At 72.9% G+C, this 21,399-nt stretch carries 26 protein-coding genes; 19 read left to right on the forward strand and 7 right to left on the reverse strand.

The genetic code is table 11. From position 1 onward, the window contains the following. Positions 1-83 precede the first annotated feature (83 nt). Entirely contained in the window at positions 84-1,043 is a 960-nt protein-coding gene (locus NITAL_RS07045; RefSeq protein ID WP_211262253.1) for a glutaminase, read from the forward strand. A 3-nt stretch (positions 1,044-1,046) separates the two neighbouring features. Here NITAL_RS07045 and NITAL_RS07050 read toward each other — a convergent pair whose 3' ends face one another. The 5 genes from NITAL_RS07050 to NITAL_RS07070 all read right to left on the reverse strand — a co-directional run bounded on the left by NITAL_RS07050 (position 1,047) and on the right by NITAL_RS07070 (position 4,000). Next, positions 1,047-1,235: a hypothetical protein gene (locus NITAL_RS07050; RefSeq protein ID WP_052665398.1), complete on the reverse strand. Its 189-nt coding sequence runs from the start codon at positions 1,233-1,235 to the stop codon at positions 1,047-1,049. A 129-nt stretch (positions 1,236-1,364) separates the two neighbouring features. Further along, entirely contained in the window at positions 1,365-1,880 is a 516-nt protein-coding gene (locus tag NITAL_RS07055; protein WP_211262254.1) for a metallophosphoesterase family protein, read from the reverse strand. After that, the gene (locus NITAL_RS07060) at positions 1,877-2,725 is read right to left on the reverse strand and encodes an LCP family protein (protein ID WP_052665399.1); all 849 of its coding nucleotides are present in this window, start codon (positions 2,723-2,725) and stop codon (positions 1,877-1,879) included. Before NITAL_RS07060 ends, NITAL_RS07055 begins: the two co-directional genes overlap by 4 nt. Then, a complete protein-coding gene (locus NITAL_RS27895) occupies positions 2,722-3,375 on the reverse strand; it encodes a hypothetical protein (protein WP_052665400.1) in 654 nt (217 codons plus the stop codon). Before NITAL_RS27895 ends, NITAL_RS07060 begins: the two co-directional genes overlap by 4 nt. Before the next feature lie 34 nt (positions 3,376-3,409). After that, complete coding sequence (locus NITAL_RS07070) at positions 3,410-4,000, reverse strand: TetR/AcrR family transcriptional regulator (RefSeq protein WP_052665401.1); 591 nt, start codon at positions 3,998-4,000, stop codon at positions 3,410-3,412. Between the two features lie 110 nt (positions 4,001-4,110). Between NITAL_RS07070 and NITAL_RS07075 the strand changes: the two genes are divergently transcribed. The 10 genes from NITAL_RS07075 (at position 4,111) to NITAL_RS07125 (ending at position 11,786) form a co-directional block, all read left to right on the forward strand. Beyond that, positions 4,111-5,205 carry an SDR family oxidoreductase gene (locus NITAL_RS07075; RefSeq protein WP_052665402.1) on the forward strand — a complete coding sequence of 365 codons (1,095 nt, stop codon included), beginning with the start codon at positions 4,111-4,113 and terminating at the stop codon, positions 5,203-5,205. A gap of 124 nt (positions 5,206-5,329) precedes the next feature. Beyond that, positions 5,330-5,722 carry a response regulator gene (locus NITAL_RS07080; RefSeq protein WP_169786764.1) on the forward strand — a complete coding sequence of 131 codons (393 nt, stop codon included), beginning with the start codon at positions 5,330-5,332 and terminating at the stop codon, positions 5,720-5,722. 296 nt (positions 5,723-6,018) lie between these two features. Further along, positions 6,019-7,794, forward strand: a complete 1,776-nt coding sequence (locus NITAL_RS07085) for an LPXTG cell wall anchor domain-containing protein (protein ID WP_052665404.1) — start codon at positions 6,019-6,021, stop codon at positions 7,792-7,794. Between the two features lie 159 nt (positions 7,795-7,953). Then, the gene (gene purS / locus NITAL_RS07090; protein ID WP_052665405.1) at positions 7,954-8,217 is read left to right on the forward strand and encodes a phosphoribosylformylglycinamidine synthase subunit PurS; all 264 of its coding nucleotides are present in this window, start codon (positions 7,954-7,956) and stop codon (positions 8,215-8,217) included. Between the two features lie 14 nt (positions 8,218-8,231). Further along, a complete protein-coding gene (locus NITAL_RS07095; protein WP_157041683.1) occupies positions 8,232-8,996 on the forward strand; it encodes a hypothetical protein in 765 nt (254 codons plus the stop codon). Between the two features lie 50 nt (positions 8,997-9,046). Beyond that, on the forward strand, positions 9,047-9,724 hold the full coding sequence (gene purQ / locus NITAL_RS07100; RefSeq protein ID WP_083441305.1) for a phosphoribosylformylglycinamidine synthase subunit PurQ: 678 nt from the start codon (positions 9,047-9,049) through the stop codon (positions 9,722-9,724). Positions 9,725-9,791: 67 nt separating this feature from the next. Beyond that, positions 9,792-10,043, forward strand: coding sequence for a hypothetical protein (locus NITAL_RS07105; RefSeq protein WP_157041684.1), 252 nt, complete (start codon positions 9,792-9,794; stop codon positions 10,041-10,043). A gap of 3 nt (positions 10,044-10,046) precedes the next feature. After that, positions 10,047-10,334 carry a type II toxin-antitoxin system RelE family toxin gene (locus NITAL_RS07110; RefSeq protein WP_052665408.1) on the forward strand — a complete coding sequence of 96 codons (288 nt, stop codon included), beginning with the start codon at positions 10,047-10,049 and terminating at the stop codon, positions 10,332-10,334. 823 nt (positions 10,335-11,157) lie between these two features. Then, positions 11,158-11,379 (forward strand): type II toxin-antitoxin system VapB family antitoxin, encoded by a 222-nt coding sequence (gene vapB / locus NITAL_RS07120; protein ID WP_052665410.1) that lies wholly within the window; start codon positions 11,158-11,160, stop codon positions 11,377-11,379. Beyond that, a complete protein-coding gene (locus NITAL_RS07125) occupies positions 11,370-11,786 on the forward strand; it encodes a PIN domain-containing protein (RefSeq protein WP_157041685.1) in 417 nt (138 codons plus the stop codon). The genes vapB and NITAL_RS07125 overlap by 10 nt, the downstream gene beginning before the upstream one ends. A 312-nt stretch (positions 11,787-12,098) precedes the next feature. Here NITAL_RS07125 and NITAL_RS07130 read toward each other — a convergent pair whose 3' ends face one another. Beyond that, a complete protein-coding gene (locus NITAL_RS07130) occupies positions 12,099-12,302 on the reverse strand; it encodes a hypothetical protein (RefSeq protein ID WP_052665412.1) in 204 nt (67 codons plus the stop codon). Between the two features lie 162 nt (positions 12,303-12,464). On the opposite strand from NITAL_RS07130, the gene purL reads away from it, so the two are divergent. The 4 genes from purL to NITAL_RS07150 all read left to right on the forward strand — a co-directional run bounded on the left by purL (position 12,465) and on the right by NITAL_RS07150 (position 17,669). Next, complete coding sequence (gene purL, locus NITAL_RS07135; RefSeq protein ID WP_157042147.1) at positions 12,465-14,738, forward strand: phosphoribosylformylglycinamidine synthase subunit PurL; 2,274 nt, start codon at positions 12,465-12,467, stop codon at positions 14,736-14,738. A 208-nt stretch (positions 14,739-14,946) separates the two neighbouring features. After that, positions 14,947-15,300, forward strand: coding sequence for a hypothetical protein (locus NITAL_RS07140; protein ID WP_052665413.1), 354 nt, complete (start codon positions 14,947-14,949; stop codon positions 15,298-15,300). Between the two features lie 73 nt (positions 15,301-15,373). Further along, positions 15,374-17,050, forward strand: a complete 1,677-nt coding sequence (locus NITAL_RS07145; protein ID WP_157041686.1) for an LVIVD repeat-containing protein — start codon at positions 15,374-15,376, stop codon at positions 17,048-17,050. Beyond that, positions 17,040-17,669, forward strand: coding sequence for a hypothetical protein (locus NITAL_RS07150; RefSeq protein WP_157041687.1), 630 nt, complete (start codon positions 17,040-17,042; stop codon positions 17,667-17,669). Before NITAL_RS07145 ends, NITAL_RS07150 begins: the two co-directional genes overlap by 11 nt. A gap of 32 nt (positions 17,670-17,701) precedes the next feature. Here NITAL_RS07150 and NITAL_RS07155 read toward each other — a convergent pair whose 3' ends face one another. Next, positions 17,702-19,687 (reverse strand): alpha/beta hydrolase family protein, encoded by a 1,986-nt coding sequence (locus NITAL_RS07155; protein WP_052665416.1) that lies wholly within the window; start codon positions 19,685-19,687, stop codon positions 17,702-17,704. A gap of 180 nt (positions 19,688-19,867) precedes the next feature. Between NITAL_RS07155 and NITAL_RS07160 the strand changes: the two genes are divergently transcribed. From NITAL_RS07160 to NITAL_RS07175, 4 genes are read left to right on the forward strand one after another with little or no spacing between them, the layout of a single operon-like run. Next, complete coding sequence (locus NITAL_RS07160; RefSeq protein WP_052665417.1) at positions 19,868-20,065, forward strand: hypothetical protein; 198 nt, start codon at positions 19,868-19,870, stop codon at positions 20,063-20,065. Between the two features lie 15 nt (positions 20,066-20,080). After that, positions 20,081-20,458, forward strand: coding sequence for a hypothetical protein (locus NITAL_RS07165; protein ID WP_052665418.1), 378 nt, complete (start codon positions 20,081-20,083; stop codon positions 20,456-20,458). Next, entirely contained in the window at positions 20,455-20,928 is a 474-nt protein-coding gene (locus NITAL_RS07170) for a hypothetical protein (protein WP_052665419.1), read from the forward strand. Before NITAL_RS07165 ends, NITAL_RS07170 begins: the two co-directional genes overlap by 4 nt. Further along, the gene (locus NITAL_RS07175; protein WP_052665420.1) at positions 20,921-21,364 is read left to right on the forward strand and encodes a hypothetical protein; all 444 of its coding nucleotides are present in this window, start codon (positions 20,921-20,923) and stop codon (positions 21,362-21,364) included. Before NITAL_RS07170 ends, NITAL_RS07175 begins: the two co-directional genes overlap by 8 nt. Positions 21,365-21,399: the final 35 nt, after the last annotated feature.

The following is a 21,399-nucleotide window of genomic DNA, read 5'->3' on the forward strand; positions in this document are numbered from 1 at the left end:
CGCGTGGTCCGTCCGACCGTGCCTAGCCACGGCGCTGCGGGCGACGGCAGGCTTGGCTGCCGTCCCCCGAGGAGAGCGCTGCCGTGGCCACCGCACCCACCGAACCCCGGACCGACCTCGATGCCGTGATGGAGGAGGCCGCAGCCGCCGGCCGTGAGGCCGCGGCCGAAGGTGAGGTCGATACCAGCGATCCGAAGCTCGGCTCGACCTGCAGCCCGGACGCCTTCGCGATCACCCTCGCCGAGCTCGACGGCACCGACCACGTGCTCGGCGACGTCGACGTGCGCTTCCCGATCCAGAGCATCTCGAAGATGTTCGCGCTGGTGCTCGCGATGCAGAAGGTCGATCGGACCTCGTTGGTGTCCGACGAGCTGTGGGCCCGCATCGGACGGGAACCGTCGGGCGACCCGTTCAACTCGCTGGTCCAGCTCGAGCACGAGAAGGGGATCCCCCGCAACCCGATGATCAACGCCGGCGCGCTGGTCATCGACGACGTCCTGGTCGAGTTCTGTGACGACCCGAAGCGGCAGCTGACCGAGCTGGTCAGCGAGCTCGCCGAGGACGAGATCGAGGTCGACCCCGTGGTGGCGGACGCCGAGCTCGAGAGCTCGCACCGCAACCTCGCCGTCGCCAACCTCATGGCCTCGTTCGGCAACCTCCGCAACCCGGTGATGGACGTCCTGGAGGTCTACGTGCACCAGTGCGCCCTGGCGATGTCGACACGGCAGCTGGCACACGCGGTGCGGTTCCTGGCCAACGACGGCGTCGATCCCGCCAGCGGCCGACGTGTCCTGCCGGACATCCTGGCGCGCCGTGTGAACTCCCTGATGCTGACCTGCGGGACCTACGACGCTGCCGGTGCCTTCGCGTTCGAGGTCGGCCTGCCGTGCAAGAGCGGGGTGGCCGGTGGCATCGTCGGGGTCGTGCCCGACCAGATGGGGGTGTGCGTCTGGTCCCCGGCGCTGGACGACACGGGCAACTCGCACGGTGGGCGGGTGGCCCTGCACGAGCTGGCCGAGAAGCTGCACCTGTCGATCTTCTGACCGTCAGGCGGCGGTCGCGGCCAGGGCGCGGGTGAGCGCGGTGTCGAACCGGCGACCGGCTTCCGCGGGGCCGAGCGCATCGGCCAGGTCGCGGTAGATCCGTGGGAGCTCCTCAGCGACTTCGAGGACCGAGCACCGCAGGTCCACCGCTGCGAGCCGTATCGTCAGCATCTCGATCGATCGGGGGTCCACCGCTGCTCTCCTCGCCCGGTGTACCCCTCTCCATCGGCCCGTTCCACGGCCACCTTCAGCGCCGCAGCCGAAGCTGACCCATCTGGACTACGCGCGCTGTGGGCACCGTGCCCGCCTGCGGCGGCCCGGCTACGGGTCCACCACCTCGATGGTGGCGCGGACGACCCGACGGTCCGCGAGCTCCAGCACCCCTATCGTCCGGTGCGGCTGCTGGCGACGCTCGGTCGGCGAGCCTGGGTTGAACAGCAGCTGTCCATCCACGCCGGTGGTGTTCCACGGCACGTGGCTGTGGCCGAAGACGACCACGTCTGCGGTCGGGAAGCGGTCGTGGAGGCGTCGTGCCCGACCACGGGTCGGGCCGCTGTCGTGGATCATCGCGACCCGCACGCCCGCGAGCTCGAGCTCGCGGGTCTCGGGCAGCGCGCCGTCGAGCTCGGGGTCGTTGTTGCCGAGCACGGCGTGGACCGGCGCGCCGGACAGATCCGCGATCAGCTCGAGGTGCTCGGCCTCGGTGATGTCGCCGGCGTGGAGCACGACGTCGGCCGTGGCGAGCAGGTCGACGGCCGGACCGGGGAGGGCGCGGCCCGGCCACGCCCGCTTCAGGTGGGTGTCGGCGATCACGACCACCCGCAGCGGGTCGGTCACGACAACCGGGCGTCGTCCGCGGCGTCGCTGACGAGCGCGTAGGCCCGGTCAGCGAGGAAGTACACCGACGCCGGGCCGGCGAAGCCGATGTTGCCGGGCAGGACGGTGCGCTCGACGTTGCTGGGCGGCAGCTGGAGCGATTCGAAGGCCAGCCGTACCAGCTGCGGTCCCGACAGGTCGGTGACGGTGTGGCGACGCAGCGCCGTCAACGCGCGGAACACCTCGCCGGGCGAGCCGTCGTCGCGGACCTGACGGTGGGCTGCAGCCAGCAGCTGTGCCTGGGCCTGCGAACGGCCGATGTCGCCCGATGCGCGGGACTTGCGGTCGCGGGCGTAGACCAGCGCCTCGGGGCCGTCGAGGGTCTGGAGGCCCGAGGAGATGTGCACCTCGCCGACGCGCAGACTCTGAGGTACCTCGATCTCGATGCCGCCGAAACGTTCCACGCCGCGGGTGAAGCCCCGCATGCTGGTCAGCAGGTAGCCGTCGACCTCGACGCCGAACACGGACTCGACGGTGGCCACGCACCGCTCGGGTCCGTGGAAGAGACAGGCGTTGATCCGGGTGCGTCCTTGGTTCGGGACCGGGACGTAGCTGTCGCGTGGGATGGAGACGAACGTGGCGTGCTGGCGGTCACCGGAGACGAACAGCAGCTGGAAGCCGTCGGCGTTACCCCGGTCGAGCTGACCGGTGCGCGGCGGCCCCTCGTCCGAGCCGAGCAGCAGCAGCGTCAGGACCTCACCGTCGCCGGGCGGGAGCAGCCACCGCTCGAGGGCGAGCGCCGAGCCGCCTGAGGCCAGGAGGCCGACGGCGACGAGCGCGACCAGGACGTGGCGTGCGCGGCTCACGCGGTCTCCTCGGTGTCGTCGGGCGCCTCGTCGTCGGGCGCGTCGTCGTCCGGGGTCGTCTCGGCCGCGGGCGCCGGTGTGCCCTCGCCGATGTTGATCGCGAGGAGGCTGAGGCCGTCCCCCTCCGGCAGGAACACGAACGTCGCCGGCATCACGCCGTCCTCGCGGGTCACGGTGACCGAGACCCGGACCCACTCGGGCACACCGAGCGCCCCGATGGTGAACAGGTAGGACGCGGAGACGACGGGGTGGTCGGGGTTGGCGAGCCCTCCGGCGACGTCGGCGGGGTCACCGGAGAGGGCGACGTCCTCGAGGTTCCCGGAGCCACCGGACTGCACGTCGGTGATGTGGGTGTCGAGCCAGGCGGTCGCCTCGGCGACGGCGGCGTCGATCGCGGCCTGATCGATCGGAACGGGGGCGTCCCCCTCGCTGCCGTCCCGGTACAGGCCGCTCTCGGTCACCGACAGGTCGGTGACCACGACCTCGTCGACGGTGCCCTCGACGTCCTGCAGGGGCTCGGGTTCGGGTTCGACCTGCTCGACCTCGGGGGGGCGCTCGGGCTCCTCGATCGACCGGGGAGCGGGGTCGCTGGTGCACCCGACGGCCAGGGCGGCCGTCAGGGCGCAGGAGAGCCAGATCCGGGTGCGCACGGCGGTGAAGGTAGCGAGGAGTGGCCGCTCGCCCTCACAGGGGTGGCGGGATGAGTGCCTCGAGCGCGGCGATGGTGGCGTCGGGGTCGGAGGCGTCAGGGTCGAGAACCGCCTGGACCGCGAGGCCGTGGGCGAAGGCGACCACCACCGACGCCAACCGGTCGGCCTCGACACCGGCGAACCGGTCGGGTTCCTCGTCGATGGCCGCCGCGGCGAGCGGGTGCAGCGCCCGCCGGTAGGCGTCGAGCGCCGCCGAGATGCGGTCGCGGACCTCGGGCTCGCGGGTCCCGACCACCCAGAAGTCCAGGAAGAGTTCGACCAGTTCGCGGTTGCCGGGCAGCTCGGCCAGCTCGGTCCGGACGTGCCCGAGGAGCCGGTCACGAGCGGACGAGCCGTCATCGTCGGGCACGGCGGGGACGACGGCGGCGAGGACCTCGTCGAGCACCGCGAGCAGCAGCCGGCGCTTGTCCCCGAGGTGGTGGAAGACCAGACCGGGGGAGAGGTCCGCTGCAGCGGCCACGTTGCGGACGGTCAGGCCGTCGAGGCGGTCGCGGGCCGCCACCTCCAGCGCGGCGGTGACGATCTGGCGGCGACGTTCGGCCTCCGGTGCGCGCGCTCCCGGCACGGTGTCCTCCTGTGCGCCTCTGACGTCCGTCGGTCGGCGGTCTTGTTGACCCGCGGGTCAACAAGACCCTACCGTGACGGCGGTCAACCAGCCCGACCCTCGGAGCACCTGTGGCCCGCACCGTCCTGTTCACCGGCTTCCCCGGGTTCCTCGGGACCGAGCTGCTCCCGCGTGTGCTGCGACGGGACGCCGATGCCCGCGCGGTCTGCCTGGTCCAGCCGGCCTTCCTCGACCTCGCCGAGCACCGGGTCGAGGAGCTCGTGGGTCGGGACGCGTCGCTCGCCGGCCGCATCGAGCTGGTCGTCGGCGACATCACGCGGCCCGACCTCGGCCTCGGTGACGCCCACGGCGACCTGACGGCGCGCACGACGGAGGTCTTCCACCTCGCTGCCGTCTACGACCTCGAGGTCGCCCGCGACGTCGGCATGCGGGTCAACGTCGACGGCACCCGGCACGTGGTCGACTTCTGCCGCGCCTGTCCGGACCTCGAACGGCTGCAGTACGTGTCCACCTGCTACGTCTCGGGCCGTTGGCCGGGGATCTTCCGCGAGACCGACCTCGTCCGTGGGCAGAGCTTCAACAACTTCTACGAGGAGACCAAGTACCTCGCGGAGGTCATCGTCGCGGAGGCGATCGAGGACGGGCTGCCGGCGACCATCTACCGGCCGTCGGTGGTCGGCGGCGACTCGGCTACGGGCGCGACCCAGAAGTTCGACGGCCCGTACTTCATCCTGCGCTGGTTGCTCAAGCAGCCCGGCGTCGCCGTCATGCCCACGGTGGGCGATCCGGACGGGTACCGCTTCAACGTGGTGCCGCGGGACTTCGTGGTGGACGCCATCGACGCGCTCGCGGCCCGGCCCGACACGGCGGGTGCCACCTACGCCCTCGCCGACCCCGAGCCGTACACCATCCGCCAGCTGATCGAGCTGTTCGGCGAGGTGACCGGCAAGCGGCTCGTCACCGTGCCGTTGCCGATGGGGGTCGCCAAGGGAGCGCTGCGCCACGTGCCCGGGCTCCAGGACCTGATGGGCCTGCCGCCGGCGTCGGTCGACTACTTCAGCCACCCGACCCACTACCTGACCGAGGTCGCCGACGCTGCCCTGGCCGAGGAGGGGGTGCACCGCCCCGACCGCGAGACCTGGTTCCGGGCGATGGCGGTCTTCGTGCGGGCCAACCCGGACATCTCGTCCGCCGCGATGATCTGAGGCAGCACACGACCGGGTCGCGACCCCCTCGTCACCGCCCCGGCGAGCGCTCGTTGGAACGGTGGGCCGCACGGTGTGGTCCGGGCGGCCGCCGCGAGGCCGCGGGTCGGCGACGGGGACGGACGTGGCACGGGTGCTGGTGGTCGACGACGACCCCGTGACGCTGATCGGCCTGGAGCTCCAGCTGCGAGCCCTCGGTCACGAGGTGCGCAGCCGACCGACCCTCGCCGACGGGCTGCTCGCCGCCGTCGAGGAACGGGCCGACGTCCTGCTGCTGGACGTCGATCTCGGCGACGGCCGCACCGGGGACGAGCTGCTGGCGCTGCTCGATCGAGGTGTCGGGCGTCCCCTCGTGACCTGTCTGCTGTCGGGCAGCGACGCTGGACAGCTCGCGGCGCTCGCCGACCGTCTCGGGGCTGCCTGGCTGCCCAAGCCCGTCCGACCGAGCGACCTGGCCCAGGTCCTCGGCAGATCCGGTCGGCGCCCGGACGCTGACGGCGAGGCGCGACCGAGCTGACACGCGGCGCGCACGCCGCCGGCCGGCCCGCCACGGGCAGCACGGCCGAGGCCACTGGCCGGCCGACCACAGCCCTGCGCGTCCAGCGTGGCACGACGGCCGATGGCACTGGACGGGGCCGCGCTCCAACGGCCGTGGCGTCCTGGCCGATGGGCCCGCGCGCACGGTCGAAGGGGGCGCCGCCGGGGCCGTGACGCGGCGTAGACCTCCCGCCGCGGCTGGTCGCAGGGGACCGGCCGGCACATCCCCTGGACAGGGGCTGTCCCCGGGAGCGGGGATCGACCAAGGAGCCCTCCATGCAACGAGCACACCTGCTCGGCGACGGAGCGCGGACGTCACTCGTCGCGCTCCTCGTCGGGCTGCTGAGCCTCGGCGCCTTCGTGGTGCCAGGCGCCCTCGCCGACGAACACGACGAACCCGACGACGAGGTCGTCGAGGCGGATGACGACGCGGCTGGAGGTGATGCCGAGCCGGCGCCCGAGCCCTCGGAGGATCCGTCACCGGACGAGCCCGCCGAGGACACGGACGCCGACACGGACGCCGACGCCGACGTGGATGCCGACGTCGAGGCAGGTACCGACGCCGATACCGATGCTGCGGTGGATGCCGGTGACGACGCCGCCGAGCACGTGGCCGCGGACCCGGACGGCGACGCGCCTCCTGAGGACACCCCGCCGGGCGACCACTGCGACGAGGAGCACCCCGGTGAGGCCGAGGGCCGTGAGGACTGCCCCGAGGTCTGTGACGAGGAGCACCCCGGTGAGGCCGAGGGCCGTGAGGACTGCGACGTCGCGGTCGACGGCGACGTCCTCGCCGACCTCGAAGCTGCGCTGCACGCACTGCTCGGCGAGGCTGCCGGGGCTGACCTGTTCGCCCGCCTCGCCGACCTCGACGAGGCCACGCTGCTCACGATCCTGGCGGACATCGAAGCGGATGCGTCGCTCGAGGCGCTCGTCCGCAGCCTCTTCGACCAGGGCCTCGACGAGGTGGCCGTCGACCTGCTGGTCGGCCTGGTGGCCGCTGGCGACGCCGACGCGCTGGCCGAGTTCCTCGTCCTGATCGCCGAGGGCGACGTGGCTCCCGAGACGCTGCGAGCTCTCGTCGCGACGCTGCTGGCGACCGGTGACACCGCCACGCTGGCGGAGGTCGTCGACGCACTCCTGGCCAGCGGTGACACCGATGCGATCTGGGTGGTCGTGCAGGGCCAGCTCGGCGAACTGCTCGATGCCGGGATGGTCGACCAGTTGCTGGAGATCGTCGACCTCGTGGTCGACGAGGGCGACGTGGCCCTCCTGCAGGACCTGCTCGGTGAGCTGCTGCCCGTCCTCGCCGATGCCGGCGAGTTCGACCTCCTCGTCGACGTGATCGAGCTGGTCGTCGACGCCGGCCTCGGCGCCGCGCTGGACGGGGTGCTCGGCCCGCTGCTCGAACAGCTGCTGGGCGCGGGGCAGTGGGAGCAGGTGCTGGCGATCGTCGTGATCGTCGGTGACCTCGACCTCGGTGACGTCGACCTGACCGAGGTCGTCAGTGACCTGCTCGACCAGATCCTCGCCGAGCTGCTCGCCGTGCTTGAGGCCGGTCAGCTGGACCTCGACGAGGTCCGGGCCGTGCTCGCGGTCCTGCTCGAGGTGGACCTGGTCGGCGACGAGCTCCTGCGGCGTCTGGAGGCCGGTGAACTCGACGAGGTGCTCGGGGCGATCGTCGCCGATCTGCTCGAGGACACCACGACGACGCCGGTGACCCCGGACACGCCCGTGACGCCGGACACGCCCGTGACGCCGGACGCGCCGGAGAGCCCGCAGCAGCCGGTCAGCGGCGACGAGACCACGGCGGACGTCGACCGCGAGGCGGTCCAGCCCGCTGGTGTCGTCGCCGCCCTGCAGCCGGGCGCGACCGGTCCGGTGACCACCACCGGGACGGCGACGGGTCGGACCGGTGTCCTGGCCGCCACCGGCAGCGACACGGTGACGCTCGCCCTCGCGGCGCTCGTCGCGCTGTTGCTCGGCAGCGGGATGCTCCTGACCAGCCGTCGGCGGCGCGCTGCCGCGGTCACCGAGCGCCGGGAGCGCTGATCGGAACCGTCCCTCGCCCCCGAGGGTCCCGCGGCACCGATCGAGGGATCCGCAGCACCCACCGGCGGGCCGTCGCACGACGGCCCGCCGGTGTCGTTCGGGCCGGGAGGAGGCCCCGGGTACGATCCCGGCTCCACGCCGCCCGTCCGAAGGCCTCCGATGCCCCGCGTCGCCATCGACGTCCTGCTCAAGCGTGAGATCCTCGATCCGCAGGGTCGCGCCGTGGAGGACGCCCTCCCCGGCCTCGGGTTCGAAGGGGTCCGTGACGTCCGCATCGGCAAGCACCTCGAGCTGGACGTCGACGCGGCCGATGACGACGAGCTCGCCGACCGCGTCACGCGCATGTGCGCCGACTTCCTCACCAACCCGGTGATCGAGTCCTACTCGTGGCGGGTGCTCGACGACGCGTCCGCGCCGGCCTGAGGGGGTCGCCGCCGGTGAGCGAGCGACCACCCCTGCCGCCCCTGCGCGACGACGGGCTGCCGACGTTGCCGACCGGTGAGCCGGTCCTACACCGCTGGTTCGTGATCGCGATGCTGATCCTGGTCCCGCTCGCCCTGGTCGTCTCGATCTGGGCCGCGACGCAGGTGTTCGGCCGCGAGGAGATCGCACCCGCCGACCGTCGCCCCGCCGGCGACGAACGGACCACCGTCGACCGGGGTGAGGCGGTGCTCGGCACCATCGAGGACTCCGACCCCGGACCGTCGTGCGCCGCGTCCGGCCGGGTCGTCGGTGACTCCGGTGCGCGAGCGGCGGCGACACGTGCGCTCGGCGCGACCTGCTCCCTGCTGCGCACCGGCGCCTTCCCCGAGGCGGAATCCGGCCTGCGCGAGTGGGCGACCACCCGGGGCCAGGTGCGTTTCGCGGTCTTCGAGCTGTCGGGGGTCGAATCGTCCCTGCGCGCGACCGACGATCGCCGCACCGTGATCGAGCTCAACGCCGCGTTCCAGTTCGAGGACGCCACCCGCGCTGCCCCGGCGATCATCGGTCAGCTCACCCAGCTCGCCCAGCCGTCCTTCCCGGGCTCGCCGGTGACCGCGGAGACGGCCCTCGCGGCGGCCGAGGCGCAGCACGCCGCCTGCCAGCGGCTCGTGTTCTCCGACGCGCCACCGCGCGGGTGCCTCGATGTCGAACAGCTCCTCGAGGAACCGGACCCGCTCGGTGCCCTCGAGGCTGCCGGCTACCCCGGCGACGACCGCTAGCCTCGTCCCCCCGGATCTCCTCGCCTCCCGATCACCCTCCCGGAGCTGCCGTGCGCGTCGGTGTCGTGACCTTCCCCGGTTCCCTCGACGACGGTGACGCGCGCAACGCCGTCGCTGCGGTCGGAGGCGACCCGGTCCGGCTCTGGCACGCCGACGAGGACGTGCAGGGGGTCGACGCGGTCATCCTGCCCGGCGGCTTCAGCTACGGCGACTACCTGCGTTGCGGTGCCGTCGCCCACCGGGCGCCGGTGATGCGGGCGGTCGCCGACCTCGCGAAGGGTGGCGGCCCGGTGCTCGGCATCTGCAACGGCTTCCAGGTCCTGTGCGAGGCGGGCCTGTTGCCGGGTGCCTTGCTGCGCAACGCCCGGCTGCGGTTCGTGTGCAAGGACGTCCCGTTGACGATCGAGAACGCGACCACGCCGTGGACGCGCAGCTACGCGGCGGGCGAGACCATCATCGTCCCGATCAAGAACGGCGAGGGTCGTTACCACGCCGACGCCGCCGTCCTCGACCAACTCGAGGCCGAGGGGCGGGTCGTGGCGCGCTACGCCCTCGGACAGAACCCGAACGGCTCGGAGCGCGACATCGCGGGGATCTGCAACGAGGCCGGCAACGTGGTCGGCCTCATGCCCCACCCCGAGCACGCGGTCGACGACGGCCTCGTCGGCGGCACCGACGGCCAGGGGTTCTTCGCGAGCGTCCTCGAGGCCGCCGCCACCCCCGCCTGACCGCCGCACCGATGGCGTGAAGCGTGCAGCTGTGCACGTACCGTGTCGTCGCGTGTACGCTCGCGGCATGAGTGGTCAACGTCTCAACATCACCCTCGACGGCGAGCACGCCGCCAAGCTGGCGGCCCTCGCAGCTCGGGTCCACGTCAACGAGGGCACCCTCGCTCGATCGCTGCTCAGCAGCGCGATCGACGATCTCGATCCCGACCCGACCAACGTCGCCGCCCTGCTCGACGGCATCGACGGTGCCTGGGAGCGCGCCCAGCTCGGTGTCGAGCAAGCGGCCTCCGGCGACACCATCGCCCTCGACGAGCTGTAGCGCGTGGCGCAGGTCGAGATCGCTCGTGCCGCTGTCGCTGACCTGGACCGGCTCGTGCTGACGCACTCGCTCCCGCGCGATACGACCGAACGTGTCCGGGGGTCCCTCCGGTCGCTCGAACGGTTCCCGCGACTCGGCCCAGAGCTCACCGGCCGATGGGAAGGCTTCCGGTTCATCCTCGGCCCCTGGCGGTGGATGTTGCTCGTCTACATCTTCGACGAGCACCGCGATCGCGTCGTCATCGTCACGATCCAGGACGCCCGAGCCTCGAGCGCAGCGACCAGCGAGTGATCACGGGTGCGTGTGCCACCGGTCGTCTGGGGCGCTCGGTGACGTGAGAGGACGACGGTGCCGGCGGACGGCGGTCCAACGCCGTTCCGGCGTCACCGTCGAAGGCTGGCGTCACCGGACGAGGGTGGCGGCAACCGCCGTACCGGCAGGATGCCCGTCGTGGTTGAGATGACCACGGACCGCCGGCCTGGCGGGCCGGTCCAGCGACACCCGTAGCGAGGTCAGGGGCGGGTGAGTTCGGCAGCGGGGTTGATGGATAGGCCCGACGGGATGCGCAGCAACTGGTGTGTGTTCGCCTGGTGGCGGTAGCGGGCGCTGACGAGCTCAGCGGGTGACGAGGCGGAGATCGACGTGCTCGTGGTCGCCCGGAGCACTGGTGGTCCCCCACTGGAGCGATGCCGCGGCATCGCTCCGGAAGCAGTGGCTACCGACCTCCGCAGAACCGCCACGACGCGAAGCCCGAACGGCGACCGCGGTGTGTGATCGCTTGTGGGGATCGATCCCGATCATCACCGTCATGAAGGCTCCTTCCACCAGTAGCGACGGTCACCTCTGGCGGGCATACCTCATGCGAGTGATCTGCCGCATTCCTGTCTCGAGCCACGCCAGAGGCGGATCCCGGCGGGCGGCAGTTCGTCATCAGGCCAGACACCACCGAAGCAGCGACCGGCGGGGCGTTATGGAGTCAGCCCGCCGAGATCCTCGACGCTAGGCACCATGCTCGCGTCGTGGACCCATCACACCATGAGGGCGTTGTCCACACGCTCCGCTTGTCGTCGAAGCGCTCCTGATATCATGCGATACCGCCGACGAGGAGCCACGGGTGACCGACGTGCTGATCCGCGACGTTCCCGACGAGGTCATCTCCGCGATCGAGGCGAAGGCCAAGCGTCTCGGTCTGTCCCGGACCGAGTACCTCCGCCGGCAGATGCTGCGTGTCGCGTCGACTTCAGATGAGCCCGTCAGCGTCGAATCGTTCCGCCAGTTCGCCCGGACCTTCGCCGACCTCGCTGACCCTGAGGTCATGCGCGGGGCCTGGGAGTGACCGACTGGCTCATCGACAAGTCCGCCCTGGTCCGTCTCGGCAACGCTACCGACGGGCCGACGTGGGCCGAACGGATCGAACGGGGCCTGGTGCGCGTCAGCACCGTCACCCGGTTGGAGATCGGGTACAGCGCCCGTACCGGAGATGAGCTGCGGTCAGGTCTGCGGCGGCCACCACTGGCCTCCATGCCTGTGGAGTACCTCACGCCAACCATCGAGGACCGCGCCGTTGAGGTCCAGCAGTTGCTCGCCGACCGTGGACACCACCGAGCTCCGGCGGTGCCCGACCTGCTGATCGCGGCGACGGCCGAACTTGCGGGGCTCGCCGTCCTCCACCACGACAAGGACTTCGATCTCATCGCGGACGTGACCGGCCAGCAGCTCGAGCGGCTCCTTCTCGACGAGTAGCTCGCAACGGGCGTTCACTACCGGTTGCAACCGCACGTGCTGAGGTGGGCGTTGGCTACCGGTTGCAACCGCACGTGCGGCTACGAGCGTGGCGGCCGGGTCGCGGTCGCGGGCGCTGACGAGCTCAGCGGGTGACGAAGCGCACCTCGATGTGCTCGTGGTCTCCCACTGGAGCGATGCCGCGGCATCGCTCCGGAACCAGGGGCAACCGACCGGTGCAGAACCGCCGTATCTGCACGATGCCCCGTCGTGGCTGAGGTGGGCACGGACCGCCGGCCTGTTGGGCCTATCCGGCAACACCCGCTGCCGAGGTCAGGGGTGGGTGATACCGGTGAGCGGGTCGGCCTCGGCGGCGCGTCGCTTGTCGGCGCGCAGCCACGCCCACAGGCCGAAGTGGGCCGCGATGCCGACGCCGAGGACGGCGGCGGGCACCCACTGGCCGCTGAAGGCCAGCATCAGCGCGGCGATGAACGCGACACCGACGAGGATGGCGCGGAGGGTGTTGAGGGCGTCCACGGCGGGGCCTTCCGGGGGAGCCGACGGAGAAGGCGAGGGTACCCAGCTCACCCGCCGGGCCCCCGGCCCACAGGGTGACCTCGACTAGGGTCCAACTCTCCGCTCCCGCACGCCGTGAAGGCCCGTCCCGTGACCGAGCGCACCTTCCCCTCCGACGAGACGCTGACCCCCGAGCGGGCCCGCGAGCTCGGCCACGAGCTCGGCCTCCGTGGCGAGGAGTACGACGACGTCGTCGCGACCCTCGGGCGTGTCCCGACCGTCGCCGAGCTCGGCATGTACTCGGTCATGTGGTCCGAGCACTGCTCGTACAAGTCCTCCAAGATCCACCTGCGCGGGCTGGCCACCGAGGCACCGTGGGTGCTGGCCGGGCCGGGCGAGAACGCCGGCGTCATCGACGTGGGCGACGGCCTGGCCGTGGCGTTCAAGATCGAGTCCCACAACCACCCGAGCTACGTCGAGCCCTACCAGGGTGCGGCCACCGGGGTCGGCGGCATCCTGCGTGACATCTTCACCATGGGCGCCCGGCCCATCGCTGTCATGGACCCGCTGCGCTTCGGAGACCCGGGCGGCTGGACCGACGGTGCCGGCCGTGAGCGCCCCGTGGACGCCTTCCAGCGTCACCTCGTCGACGGGGTCGTGCGCGGCGTCGGTGGGTACGGCAACTGCGTCGGGGTGCCCAACATCGGCGGCGAGCTCGAGTTCGACGACACCTACGCCGGCAACCCGCTGGTCAACGTGCTGGCCATCGGCGTGCTGCCCAAGGAGCGGCTGCAGCTCGCCAAGGCCGAGCGGGTCGGCGACAAGGCCGTCCTCCTCGGATCGGCCACCGGTCGTGACGGCATCGGCGGCGCGTCGGTCCTCGCCAGCCAGGAGTTCGACGACCTGCTCGAGGACAAGCGCCCCAACGTCCAGGTCGGCGACCCGTTCGCCGAGAAGCAGCTCATCGAGTGCTGCCTCGAGCTGTACGAACGCGACCTCGTCGCCGGCATCCAGGACATGGGCGCGGCCGGCATCGCGTGTTCCACCTCCGAGCTGGCCTCGAAGGCGTCGATGGGGATGGACGTCGACCTCGACCTGGTCCACCTGCGCGACCCCACGCTCGAGAGCTGGGAGATCCTCTGCTCGGAGTCCCAGGAGCGCATGCTCGCCCTGGTCAACCCCGACGACCTCGATGAGGTCCTGGCCATCGCTGCCCGCTGGGGCGTCCCGGCCTCGGTCATCGGCGAGGTCGTGGAGGGTGACGCGCTGGTGCTGCACCGCCGCGGTGAGGTCATCGCGGACCTGCCGGCACGGTCGCTGGCCGACGAGGGCCCGACCTACGACCGCCCGCGTGAGCGTCCGGGCTGGCTCGACGACTACGCCGCGATCGACGCCGAATCCCTGACCCTGCCGGGGGAGGGCGCCGGGCCGGACGGCGGCCACGACCTGACCGACTTCGCGCTCGGGTTCCTCGCTTCGCCGAACGTCGCGACACCCGACTGGATCACCGAGCAGTACGACCATCTCGTGCTCGGCGGGACCGTCCTCGCCCCGGGCATGGGCGACGCCGGGGTCGTGCGGCTGCCCGGCTCGCACCGGGCGGTGGCGTGCGCGACCGACGGCAACGGCCGGTGGTGCGAACTCGACCCGGTGGAAGGCACCCGCCGGGTGGTCGCCGAGGCGTTCCGCAACGTGGCCTGCGTCGGCGCGCGCCCGCTGGCGACCACCAACTGCCTCAACTTCGGCAACCCCGAGCGTCCCGAGATCATGTGGCAGCTCGCCGAGTCGATCCGCGCGCTCGGTGAGGCGACCCGCACCCTCGGGGTCCCCGTCACCGGCGGCAACGTCTCGCTCTACAACGAGACCCGCGGCCGGGCCATCCACCCCACCCCGGTCGTGGGGATCCTCGGCGTGATCGAGAACGCCGACGACACCGTGGACGCCGCGTTCGAGGACGAGGGCGACCTCGTGCTGATCGTCGGCGCCCCGGCCGGTCGGGGCCTGGCCGGCTCCGAGCTGCAGCGCTACCTCGACGCACCGCTCGGTGGCGTCCTCGCCCCCGTGGATCTGGAGCTCGAGGCCGGGATCGCCGAGGTGCTGCACGTCGCGGCACGGGAGCGGTGGCTGCACTCGGCCCACGACATCGGCTCCGGTGGGCTGCTGGTGACCCTCGCCGAGTCCGCCGTCGCCGGGGACGTCGGCGTCGAGGTCGACCCGGGATCCGAGCTCCCGCCCGCGCAGATCCTGTGCAGCGAGGCACCCGGTCGGGTCGTGGTCACCGTCCCGTCCCGTCACGTGCGCGCGTTCGCGCAGCTGTGCGGGGACGCGGGCGTGCCGCTCGAGGACGTCGGCACGGTCGGCGGTGACCGGCTGGTCATCGGTGACCTGGTCGACCTGCCCATGGAGGACGTGCGTGGCGCGCTGGCCGGTGGCCTCGCGGCGGTGCTCGAGGCCTGATCGAGCGGTCCATCCGGTGTGGTTGGCCGGGCCGGTCGCGTCAGCTGGACCGGGGCCGACGTCCTCCTGCCGAGCGGTCCTCGCGCGGCCTGTGAGGTTCTCGCGCCGTACGGCCGTCCGGTCGGGGGCGTGGTGCTTGCAAGAGGTAGCGGTCGGGCACAGTGGTGCCCGGAGCCGGGCCACGCACACGCAGATCGAGGTCACCGCCGTGGTCCACCAGCACGAAGCCATCGACGCGGTCCGCCGCACCGTGACCCGCGCCACGAGGCCGGCGCTCGCGCCGCTGCGCGCGGCAGCGGCGAGCCGCCTCGGCCAACCGGACCAGGCGGGCGGCGCGGCGTCGGCGGCCGCCGACGAGCCCGACCCCCGTCCGTCCGCCCCGTCGGCCGGGCTCCGCGATGAGTTGGCCGCGATGCGTGACGAGCTCACCGCAGGTCCCGACCCGCTCGTCGACGATCCGAGCGACCGCGCGCAGCGGGCGACCCGGTCCGCGTCCGCCTACCTCGAAGCCCGACGGGCCCGCCTCAAGCGCGAGCTCCGGGAGCTGCGCGAGCTGCCCTGACCCTCCCTCCGCGTCGCTCGGCGGCCTCGTTCGTTGGAACTCCCGAGCCGTCCTGGAGGGACCGTTGCGCAGCATGCTCAGCCTCGCCGTGGTCGCGGGTCTCGCCCTCGCTGTCGCCGCTCCCGGACCGGCCCACGGGCAGGACCCGCAGCTGCCGGTCAGCACGCCTGCCGCGTGCGGACCGGGGTCGGCTCCGGAGTCGGGCATCCAGGGCCGGGTCAGCCTCGCCGACCACGAGTCCGGTCGGGCCGACGAGCCCTACACCTGCAACACCGAGCTGGTCGGGTCGATCGCCAGCGGCGGTGGCTACAAGGTCTGGCGCTACGTGGACGACACCGGGAACGAGTGCGCCTACTACGACTCGACCCTCGTGTTCCCCTTCGACGCGATCGACCCGCGGCGCGAGTCGGCGGGTGTCTTCGTCGTCGACCTCGCCGATCCGTCGGCTCCGGAGGTGGTCGACCGGCTGGTCACCCCGGCGATGCTGTCCCCGCATGAGTCGCTGGTGCTCAACCAGGAACGTGGCCTGCTGGCGGCCGTCATGGGCAACCCGACCACCTACCCCGGCATCGTCGACATCTACGACGTGACCGAGGACTGCCGGTCCCCGCAGCTGCTGGCGTCCGCGCCGGTCGGCTTCCTCGGCCACGAGTCCGGCTTCTCGCCCGACGGGATGACCCTCTACGCCGCGTCCCTGTTCTCGAGCACCATCGCGGCCATCGACGTGTCCGACCCGAGGTCGCCGCACCTGCTGACGATCCTGCCCTACAGCTCGCACGGGTTGACGCTGAACGCCGCGGGCGATCGCGCCTACCTCGCCAGCCTGTACGGCGTGGGGCCGAGCGGTGACGACTCGGGGCTGACCATCCTGGACGTGACCGCGATCCGCGACCGCGACCCCCTCCCGGGCGCCGAGGTCGTGTCCACCCTCACCTGGCCCGAGGCGAGCATCCCGCAGGTGGCCCTCCCGGTGACCATCGACGGCACCGACTACCTGTTCGAGGTCGACGAGTTCGCCGGGCACCCGTTCCCCGCCGGCGGGCTCGACCCGTCCGCCACCGTCGGCGCCGCACGCATCATCGACATCAGCGACGAGACCGCTCCCGAGGTCGTCTCCAACGTCCGCCTCGAGGTCCACGAGCCCGAGGCCCGGGCGGGGGAGTCCCGCAACGACCCGGGTGCCGCCTTCTCCGGACGGGGCTACGCCGCCCACTACTGCGCGGTCCCGCAGCCGGTCGATCCGGGGATCGTCGCCTGTTCGATGATCGTCTCCGGTCTGCGCGTCTTCGACGTCAGCGACCCCACGGCCCCGCGCGAGATCGCCTACTTCAACCACCCGGGGGAGCCGGTGCCGGTCGACCCGTTCGATCAGGAGCACGGCGCGGCCTACGCGATGTCCGCTCCTGCGTTCGCGCCCGAGCGGGGCGAGATCTGGTACTCGGACGTGGCGTCGGGCTTCCACGTGGTGCGGCTGACCAACGGCGTGTGGGGCGCGGCGACGGCACCCGATCCGGCCGCCGATGGCGGCGGCGACGGCGAGGAGGTCGCGGGTGCCGAGGACGTCGGACACGAGGGGACCGACGCTGAGCCCGTGGGCGCGGGGACGGAGGCACGGCAGCCGGCCACCCGGTTCGTCGTGGTGCCTGCCCGATCGCCCCTCCCCGTGACAGGTGGTCCCTGGGGCGTCGGTGCGCTCGTCGTGGCGGCTGCGCTCGGGGCGGGCACGCTCGGTCGTCGTCGTGGCGCCTGACTTCCGTCGGGGCCGGCCGCGCGTCGGTGCAGCCGTCGCCGTCGCGCTGGCCCTGCTGACGATCACCCACCCGGCGTCCGCGCACGACGGTCCTGCGCTGAACTACCGGTGGGTCGACGGCAGCGGCGCCGGTGTCGCTGCGGGGCGGGCCGCCGACCTGCCCGCCGATCGACCCACGGAGCTGTGGACGCCCGACATGCAGGCCCTGCTGGTGCTGCCGGCCGAGGCGCTCCCGGGGCCACCGGGCGCGACCGTCCCCGCCGAGCTGCGGCCGGTGGACGCGGCCACGCTCGCGCCCCTGCCGGAAGGGCTGGCACCGGCGAGCAACGCCTACCTGGTCGACCTCGACCTCGCGGCGTCCGGCTGGATCGTGCTCGCGGCCGCCCACCCGGCGGTCGCCCTGCTGCGGTCCAGCGACGGGTCGACGTGGGAGGTCGTCCCGCACGACCGCCTCTACGGCAGCATGGTCGGCGGACCGCTCGAGGAGCCCGGTCTCTTCCTCGTGGCCTCGGAGGCGCGTGGTGGGGTGCCGGCCTGGGTGCTCAGCGGTGGGGCGCTGGCCGTCGGTCTCGCGCTGCTGTTCGTCGAGCGGCGGCGGCGCCGGCAGCCGGTCGGCTGAGCGACGTCGCCGGCCCTCGGTCGCCTCGAGCGTCAGGGCCGGTCGGCCGGTCGGCGCCGCAGGGTCGCGGCACCGAGGAGGGCCAGCGCCGCCAGGCCGAGACCGCTGCCGCCGGTCACCGGCAGCGGCGCCGCGGCGGGCTGGGTAGCCGGGCCGCGTCCGCCGTCGCCCGGCCCGCCGGGGGTGTCCCCCGGCCCGGGGCCACGCCCGGGCCCGTCCTCGCTGCCGTCTCCGCTGCCGTCGCCGCCGCCGTCGCCGTCACCGTCGGTCCCCGCCGTGCCCACCGCCGGGATCGCGCCGTCGAGCCGCACGTCGAGCAGTGCCGGGACCCGGCCGGTCGCGTGCATGAGGGAGTTGGTGGCGACCTGGACGTCGAGGTGGTGCCCCTCGGGCAGGGTGTAGGCCAGCCCGGGCATCGGGACCTCCACGGTGACCTCGCCCTCGGCCAGGTCGACCGCGATGGCACCCTCCTGGAGGTTGACCACCTCGCCGGCCTCGCGGTGAACGAACTTGACGAAGACGTGCGCCGTCGGGGTGCCGATCCCCCCGAGCTGCGAGACGCCTCCGAGGCCCGCGACGATCCCGTCGAGCGGGCCGAGCGAGCCGACCAGTACCTCGCCGACCTGGTCCAGCGCTCCGAGTTCGGCGATGGCCTCGGAGACCGGCCCGAGGACCTGGTCGAGCGGCGCGGTCACGCCGGACACCGACAGCGACACGTCGGGGATCCCGAACAGCTCCAGCGGGCCGTCCTCGGCGACCGCGACGGGGAAGGTGACGCCGCGCGGGTCACCGTCGGGGGTCGGGACCGACGAGGTGATCGGCAGGGCGGGGATGCCCTCCGGCGGTGCGATCAGGTCCGTCACGGCATCGAGGTCCGGCAGGTCCACCACCGGGACGACGGGCAGGCCCTCGACCTCGCCGGCGAAGGGGACGGGCACCGAACCCGGAGCGGGCAGGCTCGTGGTCGAGCGCCACACCCCCTCGTTGGTGCGGTACTCCACGGGGCTGCCGGTGTCGACGTCCTCACCACGCAGGTGCCGCGCGAACCAGGCGACGATGGCGTCGTCGAGGTGGGCGCGGTCGCCCGCATCGACGTAGCTGGCGGGGCAGGCGACGTGGCCGCCGCAGAACGCCACGAAACGAGCGTCGACGCCCTGGTCGCGGACGTGCTGGTAGACGCCGTACCCGTCGGTCAGGTCGAACAGGGTGTCCACCGACCCCTGGAGCACGAGGGTGGGCACGGCCACTGGCCGCTCCTGCCCGAACCAGGCCAGCGATGAGGTGGCGAAGAAGTCGAGGGTGTCGGCGCTGACGGCTCCCGTGGTCAGGAACTCGGTGAGACCCTGGTCGATGGCGGGGTGCAGCCCCCCGTCCGGGTGCGGCCCGGACGCGCACTCGGGCGACAGGCCGAGCAGTTCGGCGGTGGCCTTGCCCGCCGAGTAGAGGATGGCCACCCAGCCCTGGTTGACCACCGAGCCGCTGGAGAGCGAGTAGCGCAGGTCCGACCACAGGATCTCGGGTGCCAGGGCGTCGAGGCGATCGTCGACGGCCGCCGTCGATACCTGGATACCGCCGGCGTACGAGCCACCCGTCATGCCGACGATCGGGTCGCCGTCGACCCTGGCGATCGGTGCGTTGGCGACCGCCCAGTCGATCAGGGCGGACACGTCACGGCCCTCGACGTCGGGGTCGTCGATGTGGACCACGCCGCCCGAGCACCCGAAGCCGCGCTGGTCCCAGGTGAGGACGGCGTAGCCCTCGTCGAGCAGCCGGGCCAGCGTGCCGCTGCCGACCTCGGTCTCGCCGGTGCCCGCCCAACCGTGGGTGCGCAGCACCAGCGGGACGGGCGCGTCGTCGGAGGCGCCGGCCGGCAGGAACAGCGTCGCCTCGATCGGGGTGTCGTCGAACGAGGTGACGACGTGGTGGGTGATCGTCGGGCCGGCCTCGGCGGTGGCAGCCGTCGCCGGGGCGACGAGGCCGGTCACGGACAGGACGACGAGCAGGCTGCGTCGCAGCACGGTGGGTCCTCTCCCTCGGCCGCGCGACGGAGGGGTCGCGGCCCGACGGTAGCTTCGCCGTGCCGACCCCGAACTCCTGCCGTCGGTGCGTCATCCACAGCGGGGACGGGTTGGGCCTGCCGGACGGGCGCCGAGGTCGCTAGCGTTCCGGGCCACGGTCGTCCCACGGGGGGTGCAACGGTGACCACGCGATGCTCCGGCCAGTTCCGCGACGTCAGGGCGCGTGCCGCGTCCGAGGTCGGCGAGGGGGTGATCTCGACCGCCATCGCGGTGCTCATCATGGCGCTGCTCGGCGCGGCCATGTGGCTCGCGTTCCAGACGATCTTCAACGACGCGGCCGAGCGCACCTCGGAGCAGATCGACCTGATCGGCGGGTAGGTGGGGTCCCCGGGGGTGGGCCTCCACGCCGAGGACGCCACCAGCCCGATCGTCGCCTCCCTCGCGGTGGGGATGTTCCTGGCCTTCCTGCTGCTCGCCTCCCAGACGCTGCTGCACCTGTACGCCCTGTCCACCGCCTCCGCTGCGGCGGCGGACGCCGCCCGGCGGGTCGCGGCCGTGGGTGGCTCCTGTGCCGAGGGTCGCGACCACGTGGACCGACTGCTCGGAGCGTGGGGCCAGCACGTGGAGGTCGAGTGCGACCGCGACACGGTCGCCGCCGAGGTCCGGGTGGTCGGGGCCTCGCCCGCCCGACTCGCGGACGGCATCGCGGCCCGCGTCGGCATCGGCGAGGTCGATCGCGCCGCTCGGGTCCCCCTGGAGCCCGGGTCGTGACCGTCCACGGACGACATCGGGCGGCGTGGGGCGACGAGCACGGGGCCGTCGCGGGGGTCGAGGCCCTGGCGTTCGGCGTCCTGGTCTTCGTCCTCGGCACGCTGCTGGTGGCCAACCTCTGGGCGGTGGTCGACGGTCGCAGCGCAGCCGATGGGGCGGCCCGCTCCGCGGCGCGGGCCGTGATCACCGCCGACCCCGGCAGCGACGTCGGCGGTGTGGCGCACTCCGCCGCCACCGAGGCGTTGCGGGCCCACGGCGTCCCCGCCGACCGGGTCCCGTCGGTGACGCTCGCCGGTGACCTGGTGCGGTGCGGCGTGGTCGAGGTCACCGTCGTCCACCGGGTCCCGCTGGCCGTCCTGCCGCAGTTCGGGGCACGTCGCGCCGCGGTCTCGGTCCGGGCCACCCACGCCGCGGTCGTCGATCCGTACGCGAGCGGCCTCCCCGCGGCGACGGGGGTGCCCTGTGCCTGAACCTCGCAGGCTCGCCACACCGTCGCGGTCCGAGGACGCCTCGGTCGTCCTGCTGCTGCCCGCCGCGGTGCTGGTGCTGCTCGTCCTCGGTGCGATCGCGGTCGACCTCGCGCTGGTCCAGGGGGGCCAGCGCCGCCTGGTGGACCTCGCGGGGTCGGTGGCCACCGATGCGGTCGGCCACGTCGACGTCGAGGGTGCGTTCGCCGGCACGGCCCACGTCGACCTCGCGGCGGCCCAGCGTCACGCGGACCGGTCGGCGGCCACGCTCGTGGCGACCGACGCTCGGCTGCGGTCGGCGTCCTGCCTCGTCGCCGTCGCGGACGGTGGCGTGCGGGTGACGTGCCGCGGCACCGTCGACCCGGTCGTCGGTCGCGGGCTGCCCGGCAACCGGGCCCGCGAGGTCACCGCGACCGACCACGCCCGCCCCGCTGGGTGACGGTGTAAGGGTTGAAGCGACCCGTACCCGTTACG

Source organism: Nitriliruptor alkaliphilus DSM 45188 (assembly GCF_000969705.1).
GTDB classification, from domain to species: Bacteria; Actinomycetota; Nitriliruptoria; order Nitriliruptorales; family Nitriliruptoraceae; genus Nitriliruptor; species Nitriliruptor alkaliphilus.